This is a genomic window from Pantoea alhagi, assembly GCF_002101395.1.
GTDB lineage: Bacteria > Pseudomonadota > Gammaproteobacteria > Enterobacterales > Enterobacteriaceae > Mixta > Mixta alhagi.
Genome location: NZ_CP019706.1, coordinates 2,925,412 through 2,947,329, shown reverse-complemented (window position 1 = coordinate 2,947,329; position 21,918 = coordinate 2,925,412). Strand labels below are relative to the sequence as shown.

The window sequence follows — 21,918 nt, the reverse complement described above, 5'->3', positions numbered from 1 at the left end:
TCCCGCTACAGTAGCGGCAGATGGCGAAAAAAGCCAGACGTTAGCCGCATTCCGCCTCGCTGTTCAGGCTAAATATCCTCCCTTATCGCGTATCGCCACCGCATGACCAGCAATCACAACCTGATTCACCGATTTACTGGCCGCCTCAGGCTCACTTACAGGGCGGTGCCGATCATAACCAACGGCACCTTTCGCCCTTTCCTCTCATATTTTACGTCGCGAGCGCATCCAGCTTTTGCAGCATCTCTGTCGATAATGTGAGTCCGGCCGCCTGGCTGTTTTCATTGAAATGCGCCATCGAAGAGGTGCCGGGTATTAAAAGAATATTTGGGGAACGGTGAAGCAACCAGGCCAGCGCTACCTGCATTGGCGTGGCGGCTAAACTTTCGGCAATAGTTTGTAAAGCAGTGGACTGAACAGGAGAAAAGCCGCCCAGCGGAAAGAATGGCACAAAGGCAATGCCCTGAGAGGCGAGTTCATCAATCAGGCTGTCATCCTGTCGATGGACAATATTGTACATATTTTGCACGCAGGCGATGGTGGTAAATTTTTGCGCTTCTGCGATCTGGGCACGAGTGACATTGCTGAGACCGATATGTTTAATCAGCCCTTGCTCCTGCAATTTTATCAATGCCGTTAGTGGTTCTTCTATCGAACCTTCGCTGGGTGCCGCAACATTAAACATGATGCGTAAATTAACCACATCCAGCACATCCAGCTGTAAGTGACGCAAATTATCATGCACCGCCTGCGTCAGCGCTTTTGCCGTTAAGGCAGAATGCCAGGATGCATCCTCGCCCCGGCTCGCACCGACTTTCGTCACGATGGTGAGATCGTCGCTATAGGGATATAAAGCCTCTTTTATCAGCTGGTTAGTAACGTGCGGCCCATAAAAATCGCTGGTATCAATATGGTTAACGCCTGACTCTACCGCATGACGCAGCACCGCCAGCGCGCCGTTTTTGTCTTCAGGTGGACCAAACACGCCCGGCCCTGCCAGTTGCATGGCACCATAGCCGAAGCGCCTTACCCTATTGCTACCCAGGTTATAGCTTCCACTTTTCTCGATTATGTTCATCAGGGCCTTCTTGATTTATTAGTTTTCAGGAAGTAATAGTATATGGAGTCTCCCCTGGCTTAAGAATTCGCATTTGATGAAGACGCCTGCAGTGCCCCTTAACCCGCGAAAAGCCCCGGCTCAGGCGCGATCCGTCGCTACCGTCGCGGCGCTACACACGGCAACCCTTCAGGTTTTAACCCGGGAAGGATTAAGCAGATGTACCACGACGCGCGTTGCCAGACGGGCCGGTATGTCAGTTGGCAGCCTGTATCAATATTATCCAAACCGTGACGCCTTACTTTCCGGGGTACTGGCGTTGCATTTAAACCACGTTGCCGCTTCAATCGAGCAGGCTTGCGCAACTGCGCGGGGAAAATCCGTTGCTGATATGGCCACCGCGCTGGTAAAGGCTTTCCTTGCGGCAAAGTTAGCTAACCCGGAAGAATCGAAAGCGTTATACAGCATCGCAGCGGAGCGCGGTGGCTCACGCGTAGTGGCTGCGGTGCATAAACGTATGGTTGATGCGGTTGTGGACATGCTGCTGAGTTCACCTGGCATCACCTGCGCCGATCCGCGATTCACTGCGCATGTCGCGTTAGGCATGATCACCGGGCCGGTGAAAGGGTTTCTTGAAGGGCTGATCCCACAGGAGTTTGCAGAACGTTTCCCGGAGCATCTCTCCTCCGTTCTGGCTGACTATTTCAGAAAGATTGCCTGAAAACTTTTGCGCCTTTGAACAGTCTCCGGTCATTATTGAAGGCGAAAAAAAACGGGCCAGCAGCTGCCTGGCCCGTCATATGTAGCGCTTGCTGTGATAATTTTTATCGTGTGATGGATTAACCCACTACGACAAAACAGCAAGCGGGCGATTACTCTTCTTCGCCGTCCGGAATATCATCATCACTTTCTACTTCCGGGGCGATATCGTCCTCCCCTTCAGCGACGCTGCCATCAATGGCGTCCAGCTCTTCTTCTTCCACCGGCTCAGCAACGCGCTGCAGGCCAACCACGTTTTCATCCGCTGCGGTACGGATCAGGATCACGCCCTGGGTGTTACGACCAACAATGCTGACTTCTGATACGCGGGTGCGTACCAGGGTTCCGGCATCGGTGATCATCATGATCTGATCGCTGTCTTCGACCTGCACCGCGCCGATAACCGGCCCGTTGCGATCGGTGACTTTGATCGAGATAACACCCTGCGTTGCACGCGATTTGGTCGGGTATTCGCTGTTTGCGGTACGTTTACCGTAACCGTTCTGCGTTACCGTCAGGATTGCGCCCTCTTCACGCGGCACGATCAGCGAGACCACGCGATCCCCTTCCGCCAGCTTGATGCCGCGTACGCCGGAAGCGGTACGGCCCATGGCGCGCACGGCCTGCTCGGAGAAGCGCACCACTTTACCGGCGGCAGAGAACAGCATCACTTCGTTGCTGCCATCGGTCAGCGCCACGCCGATCAGCTCATCATCTTCACGCAGGTTGACGGCGATAATCCCGGCGCTGCGCGGACGGCTGAACTCGGTCAGCGAGGTTTTCTTCACTGTGCCGCTGGCGGTCGCCATAAAGATATTGGTGCCTTCGGTGTATTCACGCACCGGCAGAATGGCGGTAATACGCTCGTTGGCTTCGAGCGGCAGCAGGTTGACGATAGGACGTCCACGTGCGCCACGGCTCGCTTCCGGTAGCTGATAGACTTTCATCCAGTAAAGTCGGCCACGGCTGGAGAAGCAGAGAATGGTATCGTGGGTATTCGCCACCAGCAGGCGATCGATAAAGTCCTCTTCCTTGATACGTGCTGCCGATTTACCTTTGCCGCCGCGACGCTGCGCTTCGTAATCGGAAAGCGGCTGATACTTCACGTAGCCCTGATGTGACAGGGTAACCACAACATCTTCCTGATTGATCAGATCTTCGATATTAATATCGGCGCTGTTCGCGGTGATTTCGGTACGACGCTGGTCGCCAAACTGATCGCGAATGGCTTCCAGCTCTTCACGGATCACTTCCATCAGGCGATCGGCGCTTTCCAGAATGTGGATCAGCTCGGCAATCTGTTCCAGCAGCTCTTTGTATTCGTCCAGCAGCTTCTCATGTTCCAGACCGGTCAGCTTCTGCAGACGTAAATCCAGAATAGCCTGCGCCTGCTGCTCGGTCAGGTAGTAGCGACCATCGCGAATACCAAACTGCTCTTCCAGCCACTCCGGACGGGCGGCATTATCGCCCGCACGCTCCAGCATCGCGGAAACATGACCCAGCTCCCACGCCTGCGCAATCAGCCCGGCTTTCGCTTCGGCCGGCGTTGGCGCACGGCGGATAAGCTCAATAATCGGATCGATATTCGCCAGCGCAATCGCCAGACCTTCAAGGATATGCGCGCGGTCGCGGGCCTTACGCAGTTCGAAAATGGTACGGCGCGTGACGACTTCACGGCGATGACGCACGAAAGCCTGAAGAATATCCTTCAGCGCCATAATTTTCGGCTGGCCCTGATGCAGCGCCACCATATTGATGCCGAAAGAGACCTGCAGCTGCGTCAGCGAATAGAGGTTATTCAATACCACTTCCGCTACCGCATCGCGCTTCACTTCAACCACGATACGCATACCGTCTTTATCAGACTCGTCACGCAGCGCGCTGATGCCTTCGATACGCTTGTCTTTCACCAGTTCAGCGATTTTCTCGATCAGGCGTGCTTTGTTAACCTGATAGGGAATTTCGTGAATGACGATGGTTTCGCGTCCGGTTTTGGCATCGGTTTCCACCTCACCACGGGCGCGGATATAGATTTTTCCGCGACCGGTGCGATAGGCTTCTTCGATACCGCGACGACCGTTGATGATGGCGGCAGTAGGGAAATCCGGTCCCGGGATATGCTCCATCAGCCCTTCGACGCTGATATTTTCATCGTCGATATAGGCCAGACAGCCGTTAATCACTTCGGTAAGGTTGTGCGGCGGAATGTTAGTCGCCATACCAACCGCGATACCGGAAGACCCGTTGACCAGCAGGTTAGGTACTTTGGTCGGCAACACTTCCGGAATCTGTTCAGTGCCGTCGTAGTTCGGCACAAAATCCACGGTCTCTTTATCCAGATCCGCCAACAGTTCGTGGGCGATTTTTGACATGCGCACTTCGGTGTAACGCATCGCCGCGGCGGAGTCGCCGTCAATGGAACCGAAGTTGCCCTGCCCATCCACCAGCATATAACGCAGCGAAAACGGCTGTGCCATACGCACAATGGTGTCATAAACGGCAGAATCGCCGTGCGGGTGATATTTACCGATGACGTCGCCAACGACACGGGCAGATTTTTTGTAAGGTTTGTTCCAGTCGTTCCCCAGCACGCTCATGGCAAAAAGCACGCGGCGATGGACAGGTTTCAGGCCATCGCGAACATCTGGTAATGCACGGCCAACGATGACCGACATGGCGTAATCGAGGTAAGAGCTCTTCAGTTCTTCTTCGATATTAACCGGTGTGATTTCTCTGGCAAGGTCGCTCATGGAGCCGCTATCCCTCTACATTTATCCCGGATTTAAAGGTGCGAAAGTATATCACATTGCAACCTGTCGGTGAACGGAAAGCAGCGTTTTAAGCGCGCTTTCCCCTTTGGCGTGCCGTGCTGATTGCTGCGAGAAGATGTATACTCCGGGAAACTTTGTCAGGAGTAGAAAAAGATGAATGCGAGAGCGCAGATGAACAATGTGGATCAGGCTGAAATCGCCAAATTTGAAGCGGTGGCATCACGCTGGTGGGATCTGGAGGGTGAATTTAAGCCACTGCACCGCATTAATCCGCTGCGCCTTGGCTATATTGCCCAGCATGCGGGCGGCCTGTTCGGCAAGAAAGTGCTGGATGTGGGCTGCGGCGGCGGTATTCTCGCCGAAAGCATGGCGCGTGAAGGTGCGCAGGTGACCGGCCTGGATATGGGCGCGGAGCCGCTGGAAGTTGCGCGTCTGCATGCGCTGGAGAGCGGCGTAAAGGTCGATTACATACAGCAGACGGTGGAAGATCACGCAGATCACTATGCTGGTAGCTATGATGTGGTTACCTGCATGGAGATGCTGGAGCATGTGCCAGATCCGCGCTCGGTGGTGCTGGCGTGCGCCCGACTGGTCAAACCGGGCGGCGACGTATTTTTCTCTACCATTAACCGCAATGCAAAATCCTGGCTGATGGCGGTGGTTGGCGCGGAGTATGTGCTGCGCATGGTGCCGCGCGGCACGCATGATGCGAAGAAATTTATTCGCCCGGCGGAGCTGCTGCACTGGGTAGATGAAACCCCACTGCGCGAAAAACACATTATCGGCCTGCACTATAATCCGCTGCGCGACAGCTTCCGTCTTGCCCCTGGCGTTGACGTCAACTACATGCTGCATACGCGCCACGGCGAGAACTGATCGCCAAGATCAAAGCTCGTCTGGGTTAAGCATGCGCCGTCGGGTTGCCCGACGGCGCTTTCACTGTTTCCTGCTGCGTCAGAACTTATATTGCAGACCAATACGCAGTCGTGTCTGGCGTTCATCGGTGGTTTTACGCACGCTGATATCACCGACTTCAATATAAGGTGCCCAGCTTTTATTAAATTTCCATAATGCCTTTATGTTTTGCTCATAGTCCCATTTTTTATTATTAAAACGGATCTGATCGCTGTGTTTGTAGATATAGTTATATTCCACCTTCCAGTCAGTAAATTCGTAACCTAACCATATTTCACCGCGGTTGGTTTTCATATCCTCTTTATCAGATTCGCTCTGACGCGTGTATTCATAACGATAGCGACCGTTAATATAAATCCCACTGTCAAACGCATAGCCGGTCATTAAAAAGGGCTTATAGATACTGCTCTCTTCCGAAGACTCCAGGGTAAAACCCGGCTGCACAAACCACTCTTTTACCGGGCGAAACTGGTAATTCAGCGTATTTTCCGTGCCGTTACTTACCAGGTCGTTGAACGCTTTATTTTGATTATCGCCGCCCGACTTCCACTTCGCTTCCAGAGTAAAGCCGATGCCATTATCAAAGCGATGCGATACGGCGACGCGATCCTTATGCACTTTACTGTCATCCAGCCACTCATGACGTACATCGATAGTTACCGCCGCTGCCTGTGTTGAAGCCAGCAGTAATCCGCAGCACATTAAAGTCTGTTTATTCATTGCTTGATCCCATCAGTATTGATACAGAGGTTTTTTATTATTTTATTAAGTTCGGGGCGTTATTTTTCGCTTAATAAAAAATCGTTATCTTTTTCAATGTTTCCTGTTACCACATCGGCATATTTCACTGCATGATTTCGCAGTGACAGATTTCCGGCGAACTGCCCCTGTTTTTCGGGTTGCGTATAAGGTCCGGCGCGAAAGATAAAATTAAAACGATGGTTATCCACGGCAATATTATTTTTCACCACCAGCCTGCCAGGATTAAAATTGTCGGTGAATCCATCCATGCCATTTTCTATCGCTACGCTGTTGGCTATGCGATGCGCAACCGGGATCCCTTCACCGCCGAGCTTGAAGCCATTATTGGTATTGCGTAACGCCACGCTATGCTCAATGCTGACCGCGCCGTTAGCACCATCTTCAATCTTGTTGAACAGATCAAAGCCGTCATCAGCATTATCATGCGCAAAGCAGGCTACCAGCCGGTTCCCCTCGCCCACGCGCATTTTCACCGCGAATCCATCCGCATTGATGCGGCCAGTATCCTGATTTCCCCAGGATTCCGCGTGAGCAATCAGGTTATGACTGGCCCACAGCGCCCGCCCCACACCTGGCGGCGAGGCGACCCAAATCCCGGTATCGTCTGCATGATGGGCGACAACCTGACGGATCTGATTATGGCTGCCGGATATATGGAAACTCTTGTCAGTTACCTCGATATGTTCGATATCCCAATAGCTGGCCGGGAGATTTAATCCATGGAAAACCACCTTTCCCGCCAGCGGCCTGAGCTTTTTAAGTTGATCCCTGCTGCCGCTGCTGGCTGCGGCCAGCGTCGTCAATGGGTAGTCGCCCGGTGCCAGCCACAGCGTACCGCCAGGTGACAATAGCGCTGCCGCCGTCGCGACATCAAGCGGGTGCTGCTGGCTGCCGTCATTCTGCGCGCTACCCTGCGGGGAAGCGTAGAGGCGGCTGGCATCCGCAACGTGCTGCCGCGTAACGGTGAGATTATCCTGCACCACCTCGCCATGACGGGTTTCCAGCCGGTAATCGATACGGGTGGCGTTGGCACTCAGCGACAGCGGCAGGCTCACCATTTCTCCCGCTTTTAACGGGCGATCCTGCAAATGCACAATGCCATTACTGCTTACCGTTAACTGCCCGTCATCGCTGCTACGCAGCTGGAATTGATAGCGCGCGGTGGCAGAAACAGCCGCTGAGGCTATTTCAACGCTTACCGGCGGTTGTGGGCTGACAAACGGCTGATGCGTCTGGGCCCGATGCTCGCTGAGCGTCAGGCTGGCGCTGTGTACGGTGATACGGGCGTTACGTGAGGCGAAAAAGCCCACGTAATAGGCATCTGGCTCCAGTACCGTTATCCGCTCCGCATCCCCTGTCTGTTGGTTTTGCCAGTTATCACTGCCCGCTGGTGCCCATGCGGCGCTAAAGCCGGTATCAGTGCGCGCCAGACGCAGCCGAAAACGCGGCGTCTGGCTGAGATCGATCCTGGGCTGGTACGACTGACGTTTGATCTCTACGCCGGTATTGCCCCACGGCTGGGTGACGCCATTACGGGAGATCAGCGTCGCCTCTACCTGATGATGCGACCGCTTTTGGGCAGCAACGATCGCATTCATCACCATATTGGCGGCGGCGGGAAACTCCTCGTAACCAGGCTGTACCGGATCGCGACGTGCTTTGCCGAGCGTATCCCGCACCAGCAGCCCTGCCCCCTCCTGACCTGCCGGTAACGCGCCGTTTTCGGGTCCGAACTGATCAACGCTGATTTCAGCCTCCAGCTGCATGTTGGCGCTGGCTGGCAGGCGGGTGTAATAGAAGGTCAATCCATCATGGCTGTTGCCAATTTTACCGCCGCGACTTTCCAGGATAGCGGGCAGCCGCAATCTTTCGCCTTTTGCACCTGCGCGGCTGCCATCGGCAAAGCTCACCTGATTCAGGCCCACCTTTTCTGGCAGAACATTGGTGGCAAAATTAACGTCGGTTGACTGACCAAAGGTAATCGCGTGCCACTCCAGCGAAGCGGTTTGTGGTAAAGCCGCTGCCGCGCTATTGCTGGCAATAACTAACCATAACAATGCCTTGTGCATAATATTTCCTTCAGGCGTAAGCATCCTGGCCCACCCGAAGGATGGGCCTTAAAAACGGTTTAATGTGAGGGTTATGCCTGGGGTGCCTGTTTCGGCTCCGGCGTATTCTCGGTAACCAGCGGGGCCAGTTTCATTTTCTGGCAGATGGCGCTATGGCCCCAGCACTGCTCATAGGGATAGCCCACCAGCGCTTCGATAACTTCCCGCACTTCCGGTTTGATATCGCTCTGCGCACCACCGGCTTTAATACGCGCCACCTCTTCCAGCACCACCAGATGCGTTTTACGGTTAAGCAGCATCTGTCGGCTGAAAACAATGGCGATAAGAGCCAGGCCAATCACGCCGCCGAAGAAGACCCATGAAATGGCATGCATCGCGGTTTCTGGCTGGGTATGAGATTTAGACTGGAAGCCGTAATAGCTAAGGATTGCACCCATCACAAACACAATAATCGAACGCATGATTTTACCGGAGAAGGTCATTGCCCCGGCGTAAATGCCTTCACGACGGCGGCCGGTAAAGACCTCATCGACATCCGCCAGGAAGGTATACACCGTCCACGGAATGTAATAGACGCCGCCGGTGCCGAGGCCGAAAATAACGGTGATCGCAATGATAGCTACGGTCGCGGTCTGGGGAGGCAGGTTGAAAAAGTGCAGCAGGGAATAGCAGCAGACGGCGAAAATCACGATGCTCAGCGCCCAGATATAAGGCTTACTGAAACCGCGCTTCACGCAGAGCGCGATAAAAATCGCCGTTGAACAGAGCTGCAAAATGGCGTTCAGGCTGTTCAGCCCGGCAAGGATGGCCGGATCGTACAGCAGCACAAACACCACATAATAGGTAAATACCGAAGCGAACAGCCACTCCGCGCCAAAGCCGAACAGGTACATGCCTAAATGTTTGCGGAATACGCGCAGATAGAAAGTGGACTGCATATCACGCGCCAGCGCACTCAGGGTTTTCCAGAGAGACTGCTTCTGGCGTAACTCTTTTATGCCGCTGTCTTTGCGCTCCCAGCTAAACCAATAAAGCATGCCTATCGCAATAAACAAAATAATGCCGTAAGTAATACCGGTATAAAGGAAAGGCTGCGCCGATTCTTTGCCATACAGCAGAATAAACTGGCCCGGAATTAATGCTGCCAGGAAATTAGCGATTTTACCAAAGATGGCTTTATAACCGGTGAGCTTGGATCGCAGGGTAAAATCATCCGTCATTTCGGTAGCCAGCGTTTCATAGGGCACCATCACGGAGGTATAAATCAGCTCAAAAATAACGTAGGTGGTCAGGTAATACCAAAAGCCAAAGCCCTCAACCCACAGCAGCGGATAAAACACCATCAGTGGCGCGCCGATTAACAGAAAAAAGCGCCGACGGCCAAACCGCTTACCGAGCCAGGTATTGCCAAAGTTATCCGTGAGATACCCCATTATGGGGTTACTGATGGCATCAATAATGCTGGCGACGGAAAAAATAAACGAGGCCTCCAGCAAAGAGAGCCCGCAAAAGGTGGTGTAAAAATAGAGTAGCCAGGCGCCCGCGATGGCTAAGGCCCCGCTGCCCAGCAGATTTCCGCCGCCGTAGGCCAGTTGATGACCCAGCGTGATTTTCTTATTGGTTCCCAGAGGTATTGATTTTCTTATCATGATATGTCGGCCTTTATATTATTGAACCGCTGTTTCATTTTAAATGAAGTGCTTTTTTATATATTTATAACGAGCGCAATAATGTGATTAACACCGCATTAAAATGACGTTAATGAGGTATTCATAAGCGCGGTAACGCTTATGGCGGGAGGGCCAGAAAGAGGGTGAGGAAATTTTTTACCGTTAATCAGTATGTTATGAATATAACACTACAGGAAAAAGAGAGCATTGATGCTGATAAACATGAGTATTGATAAGAAAATATTTCTGATTTAGCGAGGTCTGTCACACCTTGAAAAAACGTCCAGCTTTTCATTTGAAATTCTTAGTGGGCTTCTCTCTTTTCAGGCAACCGTAAAACGCCAGGGATAAAGCAGGCCAGGCCTGCTCTGCATTTGACTGTTTTTGCTGCAGCGCGTAGACGTTTTTTGCAGAAAAAAAAGGGAATTTTCGCCTGCTGAACAAGAACCAGGCGCTCGATCAAATTCTAACGTTTTTTTTTCAAAGGATTGACATCCGCTGCGCGCCTTATGAAACGTGGACTTAGGAAATTACTTACCCACCGATCACGATTTTTACGCGAAAATCAAGGCTTGTTAAGATGCGATTAATTACTAGAATACTCACCATCTTGTTGTTCATTTACTCCTCACCCCCTATATATAGTGTTTATCCACAGAGTTACTCACAAAGAGCAAGCTGTGTATAAACGGGGGATATTTTTTCACGGACAGGTATAACGCGACATGAATCAGAGTCTGCTCGTCACTAAACGCGATGGCCGCAAAGAGCGCATCAATCTGGACAAAATCCACCGGGTTCTCGACTGGGCTGCGGAAGGCCTGCAAAATGTTTCCGTTTCTCAGGTTGAGCTGCGTTCCCACATCCAGTTCTACGACGGCATTAAAACCTCCGATATTCACGAGACTGTTATCAAAGCCGCCGCCGATCTGATCTCGCGTGACGCGCCAGATTATCAGTATATGGCCGCACGCCTGGCGATTTTCCACCTGCGTAAAAAAGCCTACGGCCAGTTTGAACCGCCAGCGCTCTACGACCAGGTGGTGCGCATGGTCGATATGGGCAAATACGATCGTCATCTGCTGGAAGACTACAGCCGCGAAGAGTTTGAACAGATGGACGGCTTTATCGACCACTGGCGCGATATGAACTTTTCCTACGCGGCAGTCAAACAGCTGGAAGGCAAATATCTGGTGCAGAACCGCGTCAGCGGTGATATCTATGAGAGCGCCCAGTTCCTCTATATTCTGGTAGCGGCCTGCCTGTTCTCTAACTATCCGCGTGAAACCCGTCTGGATTACATCAAGCGTTTCTATGACGCGGTATCCACCTTTAAAATTTCACTGCCGACGCCGATCATGTCAGGTGTTCGCACCCCGACTCGTCAGTTCAGCTCCTGTGTGCTGATCGAGTGCGGCGATAGCCTGGATTCCATTAACGCCACCTCCAGCGCCATTGTGAAATATGTTTCCCAGCGTGCCGGTATCGGTATTAACGCAGGTCGTATTCGCGCGCTGGGCAGCCCGATTCGCGGCGGCGAGGCGTTCCATACCGGTTGTATCCCGTTCTATAAGCATTTCCAGACTGCGGTGAAATCCTGTTCGCAGGGCGGCGTGCGCGGCGGTGCAGCTACGCTGTTCTACCCGATGTGGCATCTGGAAGTAGAAAGCCTGCTGGTGCTGAAAAACAACCGTGGCGTGGAAGGCAACCGCGTTCGTCACATGGACTACGGCGTACAGATCAACAAGCTGATGTATCAGCGCCTGCTGAAAGGTCAGGATATTACGCTGTTCAGCCCTTCTGACGTACCGGGCCTGTATGATGCGTTCTTTGCCGATCAGGATGAGTTTGAGCGTCTGTACACTAAATATGAGCAGGACGACAGCATCCGCAAGCAACGCGTGAAAGCGGTCGATCTCTTCTCGCTGATGATGCAGGAACGCGCCTCAACCGGCCGTATCTATATTCAGAACGTCGATCACTGCAACACCCACAGTCCGTTCGATCCGTCGATTGCCCCGGTACGCCAGTCCAACCTGTGCCTGGAAATCGCGCTGCCGACCAAACCGCTGCTGGATGTCAATGACGAGAATGGCGAAATCGCGCTCTGTACGCTTTCTGCCTTCAACCTGGGCGCCATCAACAGCCTGGACGATCTGGAAGAGCTGGCGACGCTGGCGGTGCGCGCGCTGGACGCCCTGCTTGACTATCAGGATTACCCGATTCCGGCCGCGAAGCGCGGCGCAATGGGTCGGCGTACGTTGGGTATCGGCGTGATTAACTTCGCCTACTACCTGGCGAAGCATGGCGTGCGCTATTCCGACGGCAGCGCCAACAACCTGACGCATCAGACCTTTGAAGCCATTCAGTATTACCTGCTGAAAGCCTCTAACGAGCTGGCAAAAGAACAGGGCGCCTGCCCGTGGTTCAATGAAACCACCTATGCGCAGGGTGTTCTGCCGATCGATACCTATAAGAAAGATCTGGATGCCATCTGCAACGAGCCGCTGCATCTTGACTGGGATACGCTGCGTGAGTCGATCAAAACGCACGGCCTGCGTAACTCCACGCTTTCTGCACTGATGCCGTCTGAAACCTCTTCGCAGATTTCAAACGCCACCAACGGTATCGAGCCGCCGCGCGGTCATATCAGCATTAAAGCCTCTAAAGACGGCATTCTGCGTCAGGTGGTGCCAGAGTATGAACGTCTGAAAGATAGCTATGAACTGCTGTGGGAAATGCCGAACAATGATGGCTATCTGCAGCTGGTCGGCGTCATGCAGAAATTTATCGATCAGGCGATTTCTGCCAACACCAACTACGATCCGTCACGCTTTGCCAACAGTAAAGTGCCGATGAAGCAGCTGTTAAAAGATCTGCTGACCGCCTATAAATTCGGCGTCAAAACGCTTTACTACCAGAACACCCGTGACGGTGCGGAAGATGCGCAGGACGACATTGCCCCATCCATTCAGGATGACGGTTGTGAAAGCGGCGCCTGTAAAATTTAATCGGGTCTGGCCGGCACCTCTCCGGCCATGACGCTTCTTTTGGCCACGTTGGCGACGTGGCCGCAACATGGCAGGCCGTGCGAAGCACGGTCAAAACGGCTGTCAGCGCCTCGCCCTGTGCGGCAAGGCCAGCCTGTCCCGTTAGCATGTGGAATCAACTATGGCTTACACCACTTTTTCTCAGAATAAAAACGATCAGCTGCTGGAGCCGATGTTTTTCGGCCAGTCGGTCAACGTTGCGCGCTACGATCAGCAAAAATATGACATTTTTGAAAAGCTGATTGAAAAGCAGCTCTCCTTCTTCTGGCGTCCGGAAGAGGTTGACGTATCACGCGACCGCATCGATTTCCAGGCGCTGCCGGATCATGAAAAACATATTTTCATCAGCAACCTGAAATATCAGACGCTGCTGGATTCCATCCAGGGCCGTAGCCCGAACGTGGCGCTGCTGCCGCTGATTTCGATCCCGGAACTGGAAACCTGGGTAGAAACCTGGGCCTTCTCAGAAACCATTCACTCACGCTCCTATACGCATATTATTCGTAATATCGTTAACGATCCGGCGCTGGTGTTTGATGATATCGTCACCAACGAACAGATCCTGAAGCGCGCCAGCGATATTTCCGGCTACTATGACGATCTGATCGAGATGACCAGCTACTGGCATCTGCTGGGCGAAGGCACCCATCAGGTCAACGGCAAAACCGTAACCGTTAACCTGCGCGCGCTGAAAAAGCAGCTTTATCTCTGCCTGATGAGCGTTAACGCGCTGGAAGCGATCCGCTTTTATGTCAGCTTTGCCTGCTCTTTTGCTTTTGCCGAGCGCGAGCTGATGGAAGGCAATGCGAAAATTATCCGCCTGATCGCCCGCGATGAAGCGCTGCACCTGACCGGCACCCAGCATATGCTGAACCTGATGCGCAGCGGCGAAGACGATCCGGAAATGGCTGAGATTGCACAGGAATGCCGCCAGGAGTGCTACGACCTGTTTAAGCTGGCCGCCGTGCAGGAAAAAGAGTGGGCGGAATACCTGTTCCGTGACGGCTCGATGATCGGCCTGAATAAAGATATCCTCTGCCAGTATATTGAGTACATCACCAATATTCGTATGCAGGCGGTGGGCCTGGATCTGCCGTTCCAGACGCGTTCAAACCCGATTCCGTGGATTAACGCCTGGCTGGTCTCTGATAACGTGCAGGTTGCGCCGCAGGAAGTGGAAGTCAGCTCCTACCTGGTTGGTCAGATCGACTCCGAAGTGGGCGAAAACGACTTCGATGACTTCCAGCTGTAATCATGGCCGGGAAGCGAATCACGCTGTGCATTTCCGGTGCGCAGCTTGAATATACCGACGAGCACCCTTCTCTGCTGGCGGCGCTGGAAGCGCATAATATCTGCGTGGAATATCAGTGTCGTGAAGGCTACTGCGGCTCCTGCCGCACCCGCCTGATTAAAGGAGAAGTGAGTTACGCCGGTCAGCCGCTGGCCTTTATTCAGCAGGGCGAAATCCTGCCCTGCTGTTGTAAAGCCGACGGTGATATCGAGATAGAGCTGTAGCGTTACTGCCCTCAAGTCCAACCATCGGTTGGGCTTTTGCGTTTTCCGTTACGCTTTTAGCGTTTCCACCACATCAACCCAGCCATGCCCGGTAGAGACATCCATGCCGTGCAGCCAGCGACGCAGCATATTCATCGCCATCATCGCCACCAGCTCCTGACGCGTTTTGACCGTATGGCGCTGGTTATTAAACTTCACCTGCTGACCATACGTGCCATCCGGCGTGTGCAGCGCAAAACCGAGCTGCTTATCCCGCAACGATCCTACCAGCAGCGCCAGTGACGCCTGCTGCGCCTTTGCCCGCTCCTGCGCCCGCTGCGCCAGCTGTGAAAGCGTCTCTTCTCCTTCAGGCAGCACTTCACCAGCCCGGCACGCCACGCCGCCCGAACTGAGCTGCCACTGCAGCAGGCCCGCGCTGAACTGCTCGCTAACGGTAAGCGTTAGCTGGCGCGTGTTTAGCTGCTGCGCCAGTAGCGCCGGTAGCCCCTGCGTACCTTCAAATAACGTGCATTCCGCCAGTTGTAAACGCACCTGCTGCCAGATCTGCTCCATTGCTACCCGCTGCGCGGCCGGGCCGGTCAGTTTGATTTCGATAATTGGCGCGGAGGAGCGATAGCCCATCACCACACCTTCCGGTAACGGCAGCGGCTCCAGCTCCGCCGCCAGATCGCTCTCGCCGCGACCAAAGGTGGTCAGACGTAAACAGAGCGGCGGCTCCGGCAGTGCAAAGCGCGTCTTCAGGCGCGGCAGGATCTGTTGCTCCACCATCACTTTAAATTCCGATGGCACGCCAGGCGTAAAGAAGATCCAGCAATCATTGAGCGTGACGGCAAAGCCGCAGGCGGTGCCTACCGGGTTATCAATCAGTTCGCTGCCCGCCGGGATCTCCGCCTGCTTGCGATTGCTGGCTGCCATAGGCCGTCCACGGCTGGCGAAAAATGCCTCGATTTTTTCCAGCCAGGCGGGCTGTAGCTCCAGTGCCACGCCGCAGGCATTCGCCGCCGCCTGCGCGCTTAAATCGTCGCTGGTCGGTCCCAGCCCGCCATTCACAATCAGCACATCCGCAATGCGGCTGCGCTCGGTCAGTGCTTCCACCAGCGCAGGCAGGCTGTCGCCGACGGTGGCGCGGCTGGTCATTGGCAGGCCCTGCTGAAACAGGGTATCAGCCAGCCACGCGGCATTGGTATCGATAATCTGGCCGTGCAGCACTTCATCGCCCGTAGAGAGCATTTCCACTCTAATCACGTCACGTCCCTCGTTTGGTTAATGCCTTTACTGTAGGAAGGCGCGCCGGTGAATACAACGTAAATATCGGGAGACACAGTTTCAGAGATAGCAGCGATAGCTTTTGACAGATTGTCAGCGCGGCGGCTTAGCAGCAAAATAGCGCAAACAATAGGTTTACCCAATTAATAACGGGTTTTACCTCGGTTAAACCTTTGACAATCACACCGATAGAGAATTGCCATATGAATAAAAAAGGTCTTACTACCGCTTCAGGCGCGCCGGTTGCCCATAACAATAACTCTATGTCTGCCGGACGTCGTGGCCCGCTGCTGTTGCAGGATGTCTGGCTGCTGGAAAAACTGGCGCATTTCGATCGTGAAGTGATCCCGGAACGTCGCATGCATGCCAAAGGTTCAGGCGCTTACGGCACCTTTACCGTAACGCAGGATATTACCCGTTTTAGCCGCGCCAAACTCTTCTCAGAAGTGGGTAAAAAAACCGACCTTTTTATCCGTTTCTCTACGGTTGCCGGTGAGCGCGGCGGCGCTGATGCCGAGCGTGATATCCGCGGTTTTTCCATGAAGTTTTATACCGAGGAAGGCAACTGGGATCTGGTTGGCAACAATACCCCGGTTTTCTATCTGCGCGATCCGCTGAAATTCCCGGATCTTAACCATGTGGTTAAACGCGATCCACGTACTAACTTGCGCAACCCCACCTACAAATGGGACTTTTTTTCGCTTCTGCCAGAATCGCTGCACCAGCTGACTATCGACTTTAGCGATCGTGGTCTGCCGCGCTCTTACCGCCACATTCATGGTTTTGGCAGTCACACCTACAGCTTTATCAATGACCAGCAGGAACGCTTCTGGGTGAAATTCCATATGCGTTGCCAGCAGGGTGTAGAAAATCTGATGGATGAGGAGGCCGCGCAACTGATCGCCCGCGATCGTGAGAGTTCTCAGCGCGATCTGTTTGAATCGATCGAACGTGGTGATTTCCCGCGCTGGAAATTTTACGTACAGGTGATGCCGGAGAAAGAGGCGTCACAGACGCCGTACAACCCGTTTGACTTAACCAAGGTCTGGCCGCACGCCGACTATCCGCTGATTGAAGTGGGCGAGTTCGAGCTGAACCGCAACCCGGATAACTATTTCGCCGAGGTTGAGCAGGTTGCGATGAGCCCGGCTAACGTGGTGCCCGGCATCGGCTTCTCGCCGGACCGCATGCTGCAGGGCCGTCTGTTCTCCTATGGCGATGCGCACCGCTATCGTTTGGGCGTGAACCACCATCAGATCCCGGTGAACGCGCCGAAGTGCCCGTTCCATAGCTATCACCGCGACGGCGCAATGCGCGTGGACGGCAACAGCGGCAATGGGGCGACCTATGAACCCAACAGCTTTGGTGTGTTTCAGGAGCAGCCGGACTTCAGCGAGCCGCCACTGTCGCTGGAAGGCGCAGCCGATCACTGGAACCATCGTGAAGATGATGACTACTTCAGCCAGCCGCGCGCGTTGTTTAACCTGCTGAGTGAAGAAGAGCATCAGCGTATGTTTAAGCGTATCGCTGGTGAACTGGTGCAGATACCGGCGTTTATTCAGCAGCGTCAGATTGCGCTGTTCCGTCAGGTGGACGAAGCCTATGGCGCCGGGGTGGAAAATGCGCTGCGTGCGCTACAGGGATAAGCCTGCAGTTTCCTGATGCTGAATCAGCCGTTTACAGCCCAACCGCAAGGTTGGGCTTTTTTATTGCCTGTCAGCGGATGGTCAGCGGTGGGAGCGTCACCTAATATTCAGGGTTAATGGACATCAATATAATCGGCTTTCTGCCGGCCCTGTTACCCGTGGCGCTTTCACCTGGCGCAAGCTTTACGCTGGCTATTAACAGTGCGCTGGCGGGTGGGCGCCGCGGACTGTGCTCTACCCTACTAGGAACGACACTGGGTATTTATACGCACGCCGTTTTAATCGGATTGGGTATCACGGCGCTGATCTCTTCGCCTGAATTTTTCAATATACTGAAAATCGCCGGCACCGCTTATCTTCTCTGGTTGGGCATTCAGCTGATCCGTAGCGGACTTTCGGCGCATACGTTTTCTTTCGATCATGCAGCGAATCCCGTGACGTTAAAAAAAGCCTGGCTGGCCAACGTGCTGAATCCCAAGGCCATCCTTTTTTATCTGACGGTGGTCTCCCAGTTTGCCGGCAGGCAGGGGAATATCAGCGATTATCTGGTACTGGCTTCGCTACACGTTGTGGTAATGGTCGCCTGGCTGCTGTTAGTCAGCAGAGCGCTAATTTTTTCTGTCCGTAAAATCGATCCGTTAATGCTGAAAAAATTCGTGAATATCACTGGCGGGCTGCTGCTTATCGCCTTCTCGCTAAAAGCGCTGCTATCCTGATTATGTTATCAATAACAATTCAGGAAACTTCCCAGCGGCTGTTTTGCAACACCACACGGTAGCCATCATTGTCCTGAAAAGTGATACCTTTACTTTCCCAGTACGGGTTAAAAGCACAGGTTCGGGTAAAACCCGCCTGCTCCATTTGATTACAGGCCGCTGTCCACGCTTCCCTTTCAGGGATATACAAAACCAGCAGATCCTCTGCCGGGGGCGCAGGCATCACCGGATGGTCATGGCACAGGGTGAACTCCAGATGCCAGGGCAAATCGTCACGGCCCAGCATACGCCCGCTGAAACCGTCATGGTCGGTGAACGCGCCAATTTCTTTCAGCCCAAGACCTCGACAGTACATCTCGCTACTCTGTTCCAGATCCGTTACCGGTCGCGCGATACGTAAGTGATGAAATAACATCTGTTTTCGCCTGCAATGAAAGATCAAAGTACCATAACATTACTTCCGGCTGCTTTTACAGAGGGCCATACATCAGCTTCCATTCCCCTGCTGCCGGACCTGCAGCCACTGCGCCAGCTGCTGACGTGATAACTTGATGCCGCCCCGCGCCGCGCCTTCCGGCAATGTCAGCCAGCGGACGGGACGCTGGAAGCTGGCCAGTTGCTCCCGCGCCCAGGCGGCGATGTTTTCCAGCTTTTCATCCGCTGCCAGCGTCAGCAGCGCCACCGGTCTCGCCCCCCACTCGTCATCCGGCTGCGGCAGAATAACCGCCTGCATCACGGCGGGATGCTGCATCAGCAGGCTTTCTATCGCTTCCGGCTGCACCGCCTCGCCGCCGCTGAAAAACAGATTGTCCTTCCTGCCCAACACCTGCAGTTCGTCCTGATGCCAGCGCCCCAAATCGCCGGTGGCAAACCAGCCCTGCTCATTCGTCAATGGCCACAGCCGCCCGTCACGCCAGTAGCCGCTGGCTAAGGTTGCGCCACGGATCCAGATTTCGTTATCAACAATCGCTATCTCACGTCCGTTTAACGCCCTGCCGACGCCGGGTCGGTTGTCCGCCCGTTTACCACATACCGTGGCGGCGCTTTCCGTCAGGCCATAACCGCACCAGCAGCTGATGCCTGTGGCTTGCGCGCGCGTGACTAAATCAGCAGGGATCGCTGCGCCGCCGAGCAGTACCGCCCTTAAGCCCGCAGGCCGCTCAGGCTGCCGGAGAAGACGCCATAGCTGGGTTGGCACCAGCGATGCAAAACTGCATCCGCTGAGCGCCTGCGACAAAGGCGATACGGGTAGCACCAGGCAGGCGCCCGCCAGCAGCCAGCGCCAGACGATCCCCTGTCCGGAGACATGATACAGCGGCAGCGACAGCAGCCAGCTTTCGGCAGCGTTGAAATTCATTAGCTGATTCACCCCCGCCGCGCTGAGCAGCAGTGCCTGAAACGTGTGCGCCGCCGCCTTCGGCAGGCCGGTGGAACCAGAGGTGAGCGTCAGCGTGGCGATAGCATCGGACCGCCATAAAGCCTGAATTGTTGTCGCCAGCTGCGGCGTCTGGTTTAACCACTGCGCCGTCGGAAAAGTAAGAGGCTGCGTTGCAACCGGCATAACGTCAGTCAACGGCTCAGCCAGGTCCAGCATAAAGTCAGGAAGCAACATGCGCAGCAACGGCAGCAGCGTCACTGACGGCAGCTGCGGATTAAGCGGTAATACCCGCGCGCCAGCCTGCAATAATGCCAGCCAGGCCAGCAACAGCGACAGGCTGTTGTTACCACGTAGCGCCACCAGCGAGCCGCACGTCACGCCCTGCTGCTGAAAACCGTTACAGAGCCGCTCCAGCCGCTCTGCCAGCGTCTGCCAGCTTAGCTGCTCTTTGCCTGCCCGCAGCGCGATTGCCGCAGGCATGGTTTGCGCCCGCACGCGCCATGGAAAATCATTTAATAAATGCGCGTCCACGTTTCCCGATCCTGTAAGGGCAGCATGCAGCCAGGCCAGCATCGCACCAGCTGCTGACGCATCAACGTTAAGGTATCCAGCCCCGGCAGCGACTGTGGCGTTAGCCAGTGCGCCAGCCGCGCCAGCTGCGTCAGTCCCAGGCTGGACTCCAGCGCCGAGCTGATAATCACCTGTAACCCCAGTCGCTGCGCCTCGTGGATTTGCTGCTGAATACGCGCCAGCGAGCCGGTTAACGTGGGCTTGATCACCAGCGCTGTCAGCCCCGGCGCGGCCTGTAACTGAAAGACCGGCTCACGCAGGCTCTCATCCCAGGCGATCGCTATTCCCCATTCGGCGGCAAACGCCAGGCTTTCAGCAGGTGTACGGCAGGGTTCTTCAATAAAGGCGATACGCGCACGCTGTGACGGCGTCAGGCAGCGGGCAAACTGGCGCGCTTTTTCCAGCGTCCAGCTGCGGTTGGCGTCCAGGCGCAGCTGCAGAGCGGGCAACGCTTCCAGCAGCAGGCTGACCTGCAGGCCGTCGCGTACCGCTTCATACAGTCCGACTTTCATTTTGGCACAGGGCGTTTCCTGCTCCTCAAGCTGTAACAGCAGCGCGTCGGGATCGCCGTGACACAGCTGTGCGCTGCGCCAGGTACCCGCTAACGGCAGCTCCCCCGCCAGCTCTGCGCTGGCGCAGCTCAGGCCAAAAGCCACTGAAGGCAACCGGCTTTCGGCAACCGGCCGTGCGGCAAGCCACTGCGTCAGCCAGGCTACGCAGGCCTGCTGCGCCTGCGCCAGCGTTTCGTGGCTGAATCCCGGCAGCGGCGCGATTTCGCCCCAGCCCTGCCGATCCTGCTGTTGCAGCATCACCAGCAGCCCTTGCCGCTGCGTCAGACGACGATCGCGCAATACCACGCCGCTCTCCATGGGAATGGCATAACGCCACAGCTTCGCCTGACGCATCAGGGATTACGCCTGAACTGACTGAAATCGGGCTGACGCTTCTGGTTAAAAGCGTTGCGCCCTTCCTGCCCCTCTTCAGTCATATAAAACAGCATAGTGGCATTGCCAGCCAGTTCCTGCAGCCCTGCCTGACCGTCGCAGTCGGCGTTCAGCGCCGCTTTCAGACAGCGCAGCGCCATCGGGCTGTTATGCAACATTTCGCGGCACCAGCGCACCGTTTCCGGCTCTAACTGCGTCAGCGGTACCACATGATTCACCAGCCCCATCGCCAGCGCCTGTTGTGCATCGTACATGCGGCACAGGAACCAGATCTCACGCGCTTTTTTCTGCCCAACAATGCGCGCCATATAGGACGCCCCCCAGCCGCCGTCAAAGGAGCCGACTTTCGGCCCGGTTTGCCCGAAGCGCGCATTGTCCGCCGCAATGGTGAGATCGCAGAGCATATGCAGCACGTGCCCGCCGCCAACCGCATAACCCGCCACCATTGCCACTACCGGTTTCGGGCAGTTGCGGATCTGGCGTTGAAAGTCGAGTACGTTAAGATGATGCACGCCGCCATCATCCTGATAGCCGCCGTAATCACCACGCACTTTCTGATCGCCGCCGGCGCAGAAAGCCTGTTCGCCCTCGCCGGTAAGAATAATGACGCCGATCCCTTCGTCATAACGCGCATCCTGCAGCGCCAGCATCATCTCCTGTACCGTCAGCGGTCGAAAGGCATTGCGTACCTGTGGCCGGTTAATGGTAATTTTGGCTATGCCTTCCGGCGATTTGTGATAGCGGATATCGCTGAATTCACCGCTGCAGTCATGCCATTCAACCGGCGCGGTAAGCTGTTGTTCATCGGGATAAAGCATAAAGTTCTCCAG

Annotated in this window: 17 protein-coding genes; 7 read left to right on the top strand and 10 right to left on the bottom strand. The window is 54.8% G+C overall.

Annotated elements, in window-relative coordinates:
• Positions 1–211 precede the first annotated feature (211 nt).
• Entirely contained in the window at positions 212–1,078 is an 867-nt protein-coding gene (locus B1H58_RS13770) for an aldo/keto reductase family oxidoreductase (RefSeq protein ID WP_085071054.1), read from the bottom strand.
• A gap of 76 nt (positions 1,079–1,154) precedes the next feature.
• On the opposite strand from B1H58_RS13770, the gene B1H58_RS13765 reads away from it, so the two are divergent.
• Positions 1,155–1,778: a TetR/AcrR family transcriptional regulator gene (locus B1H58_RS13765; protein ID WP_085071053.1), complete on the top strand. Its 624-nt coding sequence runs from the start codon at positions 1,155–1,157 to the stop codon at positions 1,776–1,778.
• A gap of 151 nt (positions 1,779–1,929) precedes the next feature.
• Here the strand turns inward: B1H58_RS13765 and gyrA are convergent, their stop codons facing one another.
• On the bottom strand, positions 1,930–4,566 hold the full coding sequence (gene gyrA / locus B1H58_RS13760) for a DNA topoisomerase (ATP-hydrolyzing) subunit A (RefSeq protein ID WP_085071052.1): 2,637 nt from the start codon (positions 4,564–4,566) through the stop codon (positions 1,930–1,932).
• Between the two features lie 174 nt (positions 4,567–4,740).
• Between gyrA and ubiG the strand changes: the two genes are divergently transcribed.
• Complete coding sequence (gene ubiG, locus B1H58_RS13755; protein ID WP_085071051.1) at positions 4,741–5,463, top strand: bifunctional 2-polyprenyl-6-hydroxyphenol methylase/3-demethylubiquinol 3-O-methyltransferase UbiG; 723 nt, start codon at positions 4,741–4,743, stop codon at positions 5,461–5,463.
• Between the two features lie 78 nt (positions 5,464–5,541).
• On the opposite strand, the gene B1H58_RS13750 is transcribed toward ubiG, so the two are convergent.
• From B1H58_RS13750 to B1H58_RS13740, 3 genes are all read right to left on the bottom strand, one after another.
• On the bottom strand, positions 5,542–6,222 hold the full coding sequence (locus B1H58_RS13750; protein WP_085071050.1) for an oligogalacturonate-specific porin KdgM family protein: 681 nt from the start codon (positions 6,220–6,222) through the stop codon (positions 5,542–5,544).
• Positions 6,223–6,281: 59 nt separating this feature from the next.
• Entirely contained in the window at positions 6,282–8,333 is a 2,052-nt protein-coding gene (locus tag B1H58_RS13745) for a right-handed parallel beta-helix repeat-containing protein (RefSeq protein ID WP_237172394.1), read from the bottom strand.
• A 71-nt stretch (positions 8,334–8,404) separates the two neighbouring features.
• Positions 8,405–9,982: an MFS transporter gene (locus B1H58_RS13740; protein ID WP_085071048.1), complete on the bottom strand. Its 1,578-nt coding sequence runs from the start codon at positions 9,980–9,982 to the stop codon at positions 8,405–8,407.
• A 746-nt stretch (positions 9,983–10,728) separates the two neighbouring features.
• On the opposite strand from B1H58_RS13740, the gene nrdA reads away from it, so the two are divergent.
• From nrdA to yfaE, 3 genes are all read left to right on the top strand, one after another.
• Positions 10,729–13,014 (top strand): class 1a ribonucleoside-diphosphate reductase subunit alpha, encoded by a 2,286-nt coding sequence (nrdA, locus tag B1H58_RS13735; RefSeq protein ID WP_085071047.1) that lies wholly within the window; start codon positions 10,729–10,731, stop codon positions 13,012–13,014.
• Positions 13,015–13,174: 160 nt separating this feature from the next.
• Positions 13,175–14,305, top strand: coding sequence for a class Ia ribonucleoside-diphosphate reductase subunit beta (gene nrdB / locus B1H58_RS13730; RefSeq protein WP_085071046.1), 1,131 nt, complete (start codon positions 13,175–13,177; stop codon positions 14,303–14,305).
• Between the two features lie 2 nt (positions 14,306–14,307).
• Positions 14,308–14,568 carry a class I ribonucleotide reductase maintenance protein YfaE gene (yfaE, locus tag B1H58_RS13725; RefSeq protein ID WP_085071045.1) on the top strand — a complete coding sequence of 87 codons (261 nt, stop codon included), beginning with the start codon at positions 14,308–14,310 and terminating at the stop codon, positions 14,566–14,568.
• A gap of 48 nt (positions 14,569–14,616) precedes the next feature.
• Here yfaE and B1H58_RS13720 read toward each other — a convergent pair whose 3' ends face one another.
• Positions 14,617–15,813 (bottom strand): nicotinamide mononucleotide deamidase-related protein YfaY, encoded by a 1,197-nt coding sequence (locus B1H58_RS13720; protein WP_085071044.1) that lies wholly within the window; start codon positions 15,811–15,813, stop codon positions 14,617–14,619.
• Positions 15,814–16,037: 224 nt separating this feature from the next.
• Between B1H58_RS13720 and B1H58_RS13715 the strand changes: the two genes are divergently transcribed.
• Together B1H58_RS13715 and B1H58_RS13710 are read left to right on the top strand one after the other, a co-directional pair.
• Complete coding sequence (locus tag B1H58_RS13715) at positions 16,038–17,480, top strand: catalase (RefSeq protein ID WP_085071043.1); 1,443 nt, start codon at positions 16,038–16,040, stop codon at positions 17,478–17,480.
• A 116-nt stretch (positions 17,481–17,596) separates the two neighbouring features.
• Positions 17,597–18,196 (top strand): LysE family translocator, encoded by a 600-nt coding sequence (locus B1H58_RS13710; protein WP_085071042.1) that lies wholly within the window; start codon positions 17,597–17,599, stop codon positions 18,194–18,196.
• Between the two features lie 19 nt (positions 18,197–18,215).
• Here B1H58_RS13710 and B1H58_RS13705 read toward each other — a convergent pair whose 3' ends face one another.
• The 4 genes from B1H58_RS13705 to menB form a co-directional block, all read right to left on the bottom strand.
• Positions 18,216–18,611: a VOC family protein gene (locus tag B1H58_RS13705; protein WP_085071041.1), complete on the bottom strand. Its 396-nt coding sequence runs from the start codon at positions 18,609–18,611 to the stop codon at positions 18,216–18,218.
• 72 nt (positions 18,612–18,683) lie between these two features.
• On the bottom strand, positions 18,684–20,105 hold the full coding sequence (menE, locus tag B1H58_RS13700) for an o-succinylbenzoate--CoA ligase (protein ID WP_257788813.1): 1,422 nt from the start codon (positions 20,103–20,105) through the stop codon (positions 18,684–18,686).
• A complete protein-coding gene (gene menC, locus B1H58_RS13695; protein ID WP_085071039.1) occupies positions 20,087–21,049 on the bottom strand; it encodes an o-succinylbenzoate synthase in 963 nt (320 codons plus the stop codon). Before menC ends, menE begins: the two co-directional genes overlap by 19 nt.
• On the bottom strand, positions 21,049–21,906 hold the full coding sequence (gene menB, locus B1H58_RS13690) for a 1,4-dihydroxy-2-naphthoyl-CoA synthase (RefSeq protein WP_085071038.1): 858 nt from the start codon (positions 21,904–21,906) through the stop codon (positions 21,049–21,051). The genes menC and menB overlap by 1 nt, the downstream gene beginning before the upstream one ends.
• Between the last annotated feature and the right edge of the window lie 12 nt (positions 21,907–21,918).

Excerpts from the sequence above, each read along its gene's own strand:
- B1H58_RS13745 (WP_237172394.1), bottom strand. The coding sequence starts at position 8,333 with ATGCACAAGGCATTGTTATGGTTAGTTATTGCCAGCAATAGCGCGGCA.
- B1H58_RS13765 (WP_085071053.1), top strand. The coding sequence starts at position 1,155 with ATGAAGACGCCTGCAGTGCCCCTTAACCCGCGAAAAGCCCCGGCTCAG.
- B1H58_RS13715 (WP_085071043.1), top strand. The coding sequence starts at position 16,038 with ATGAATAAAAAAGGTCTTACTACCGCTTCAGGCGCGCCGGTTGCCCAT.
- nrdB (WP_085071046.1), top strand. The coding sequence starts at position 13,175 with ATGGCTTACACCACTTTTTCTCAGAATAAAAACGATCAGCTGCTGGAG.
- nrdA (WP_085071047.1), top strand. The coding sequence starts at position 10,729 with ATGAATCAGAGTCTGCTCGTCACTAAACGCGATGGCCGCAAAGAGCGC.
- gyrA (WP_085071052.1), bottom strand. The coding sequence starts at position 4,566 with ATGAGCGACCTTGCCAGAGAAATCACACCGGTTAATATCGAAGAAGAA.
- B1H58_RS13740 (WP_085071048.1), bottom strand. The coding sequence starts at position 9,982 with ATGATAAGAAAATCAATACCTCTGGGAACCAATAAGAAAATCACGCTG.
- B1H58_RS13770 (WP_085071054.1), bottom strand. The coding sequence starts at position 1,078 with ATGAACATAATCGAGAAAAGTGGAAGCTATAACCTGGGTAGCAATAGG.
- menC (WP_085071039.1), bottom strand. The coding sequence starts at position 21,049 with ATGCGTCAGGCGAAGCTGTGGCGTTATGCCATTCCCATGGAGAGCGGC.
- B1H58_RS13710 (WP_085071042.1), top strand. The coding sequence starts at position 17,597 with ATGGACATCAATATAATCGGCTTTCTGCCGGCCCTGTTACCCGTGGCG.
- yfaE (WP_085071045.1), top strand. The coding sequence starts at position 14,308 with ATGGCCGGGAAGCGAATCACGCTGTGCATTTCCGGTGCGCAGCTTGAA.
- menB (WP_085071038.1), bottom strand. The coding sequence starts at position 21,906 with ATGCTTTATCCCGATGAACAACAGCTTACCGCGCCGGTTGAATGGCAT.
- ubiG (WP_085071051.1), top strand. The coding sequence starts at position 4,741 with ATGAATGCGAGAGCGCAGATGAACAATGTGGATCAGGCTGAAATCGCC.
- B1H58_RS13705 (WP_085071041.1), bottom strand. The coding sequence starts at position 18,611 with ATGTTATTTCATCACTTACGTATCGCGCGACCGGTAACGGATCTGGAA.
- B1H58_RS13750 (WP_085071050.1), bottom strand. The coding sequence starts at position 6,222 with ATGAATAAACAGACTTTAATGTGCTGCGGATTACTGCTGGCTTCAACA.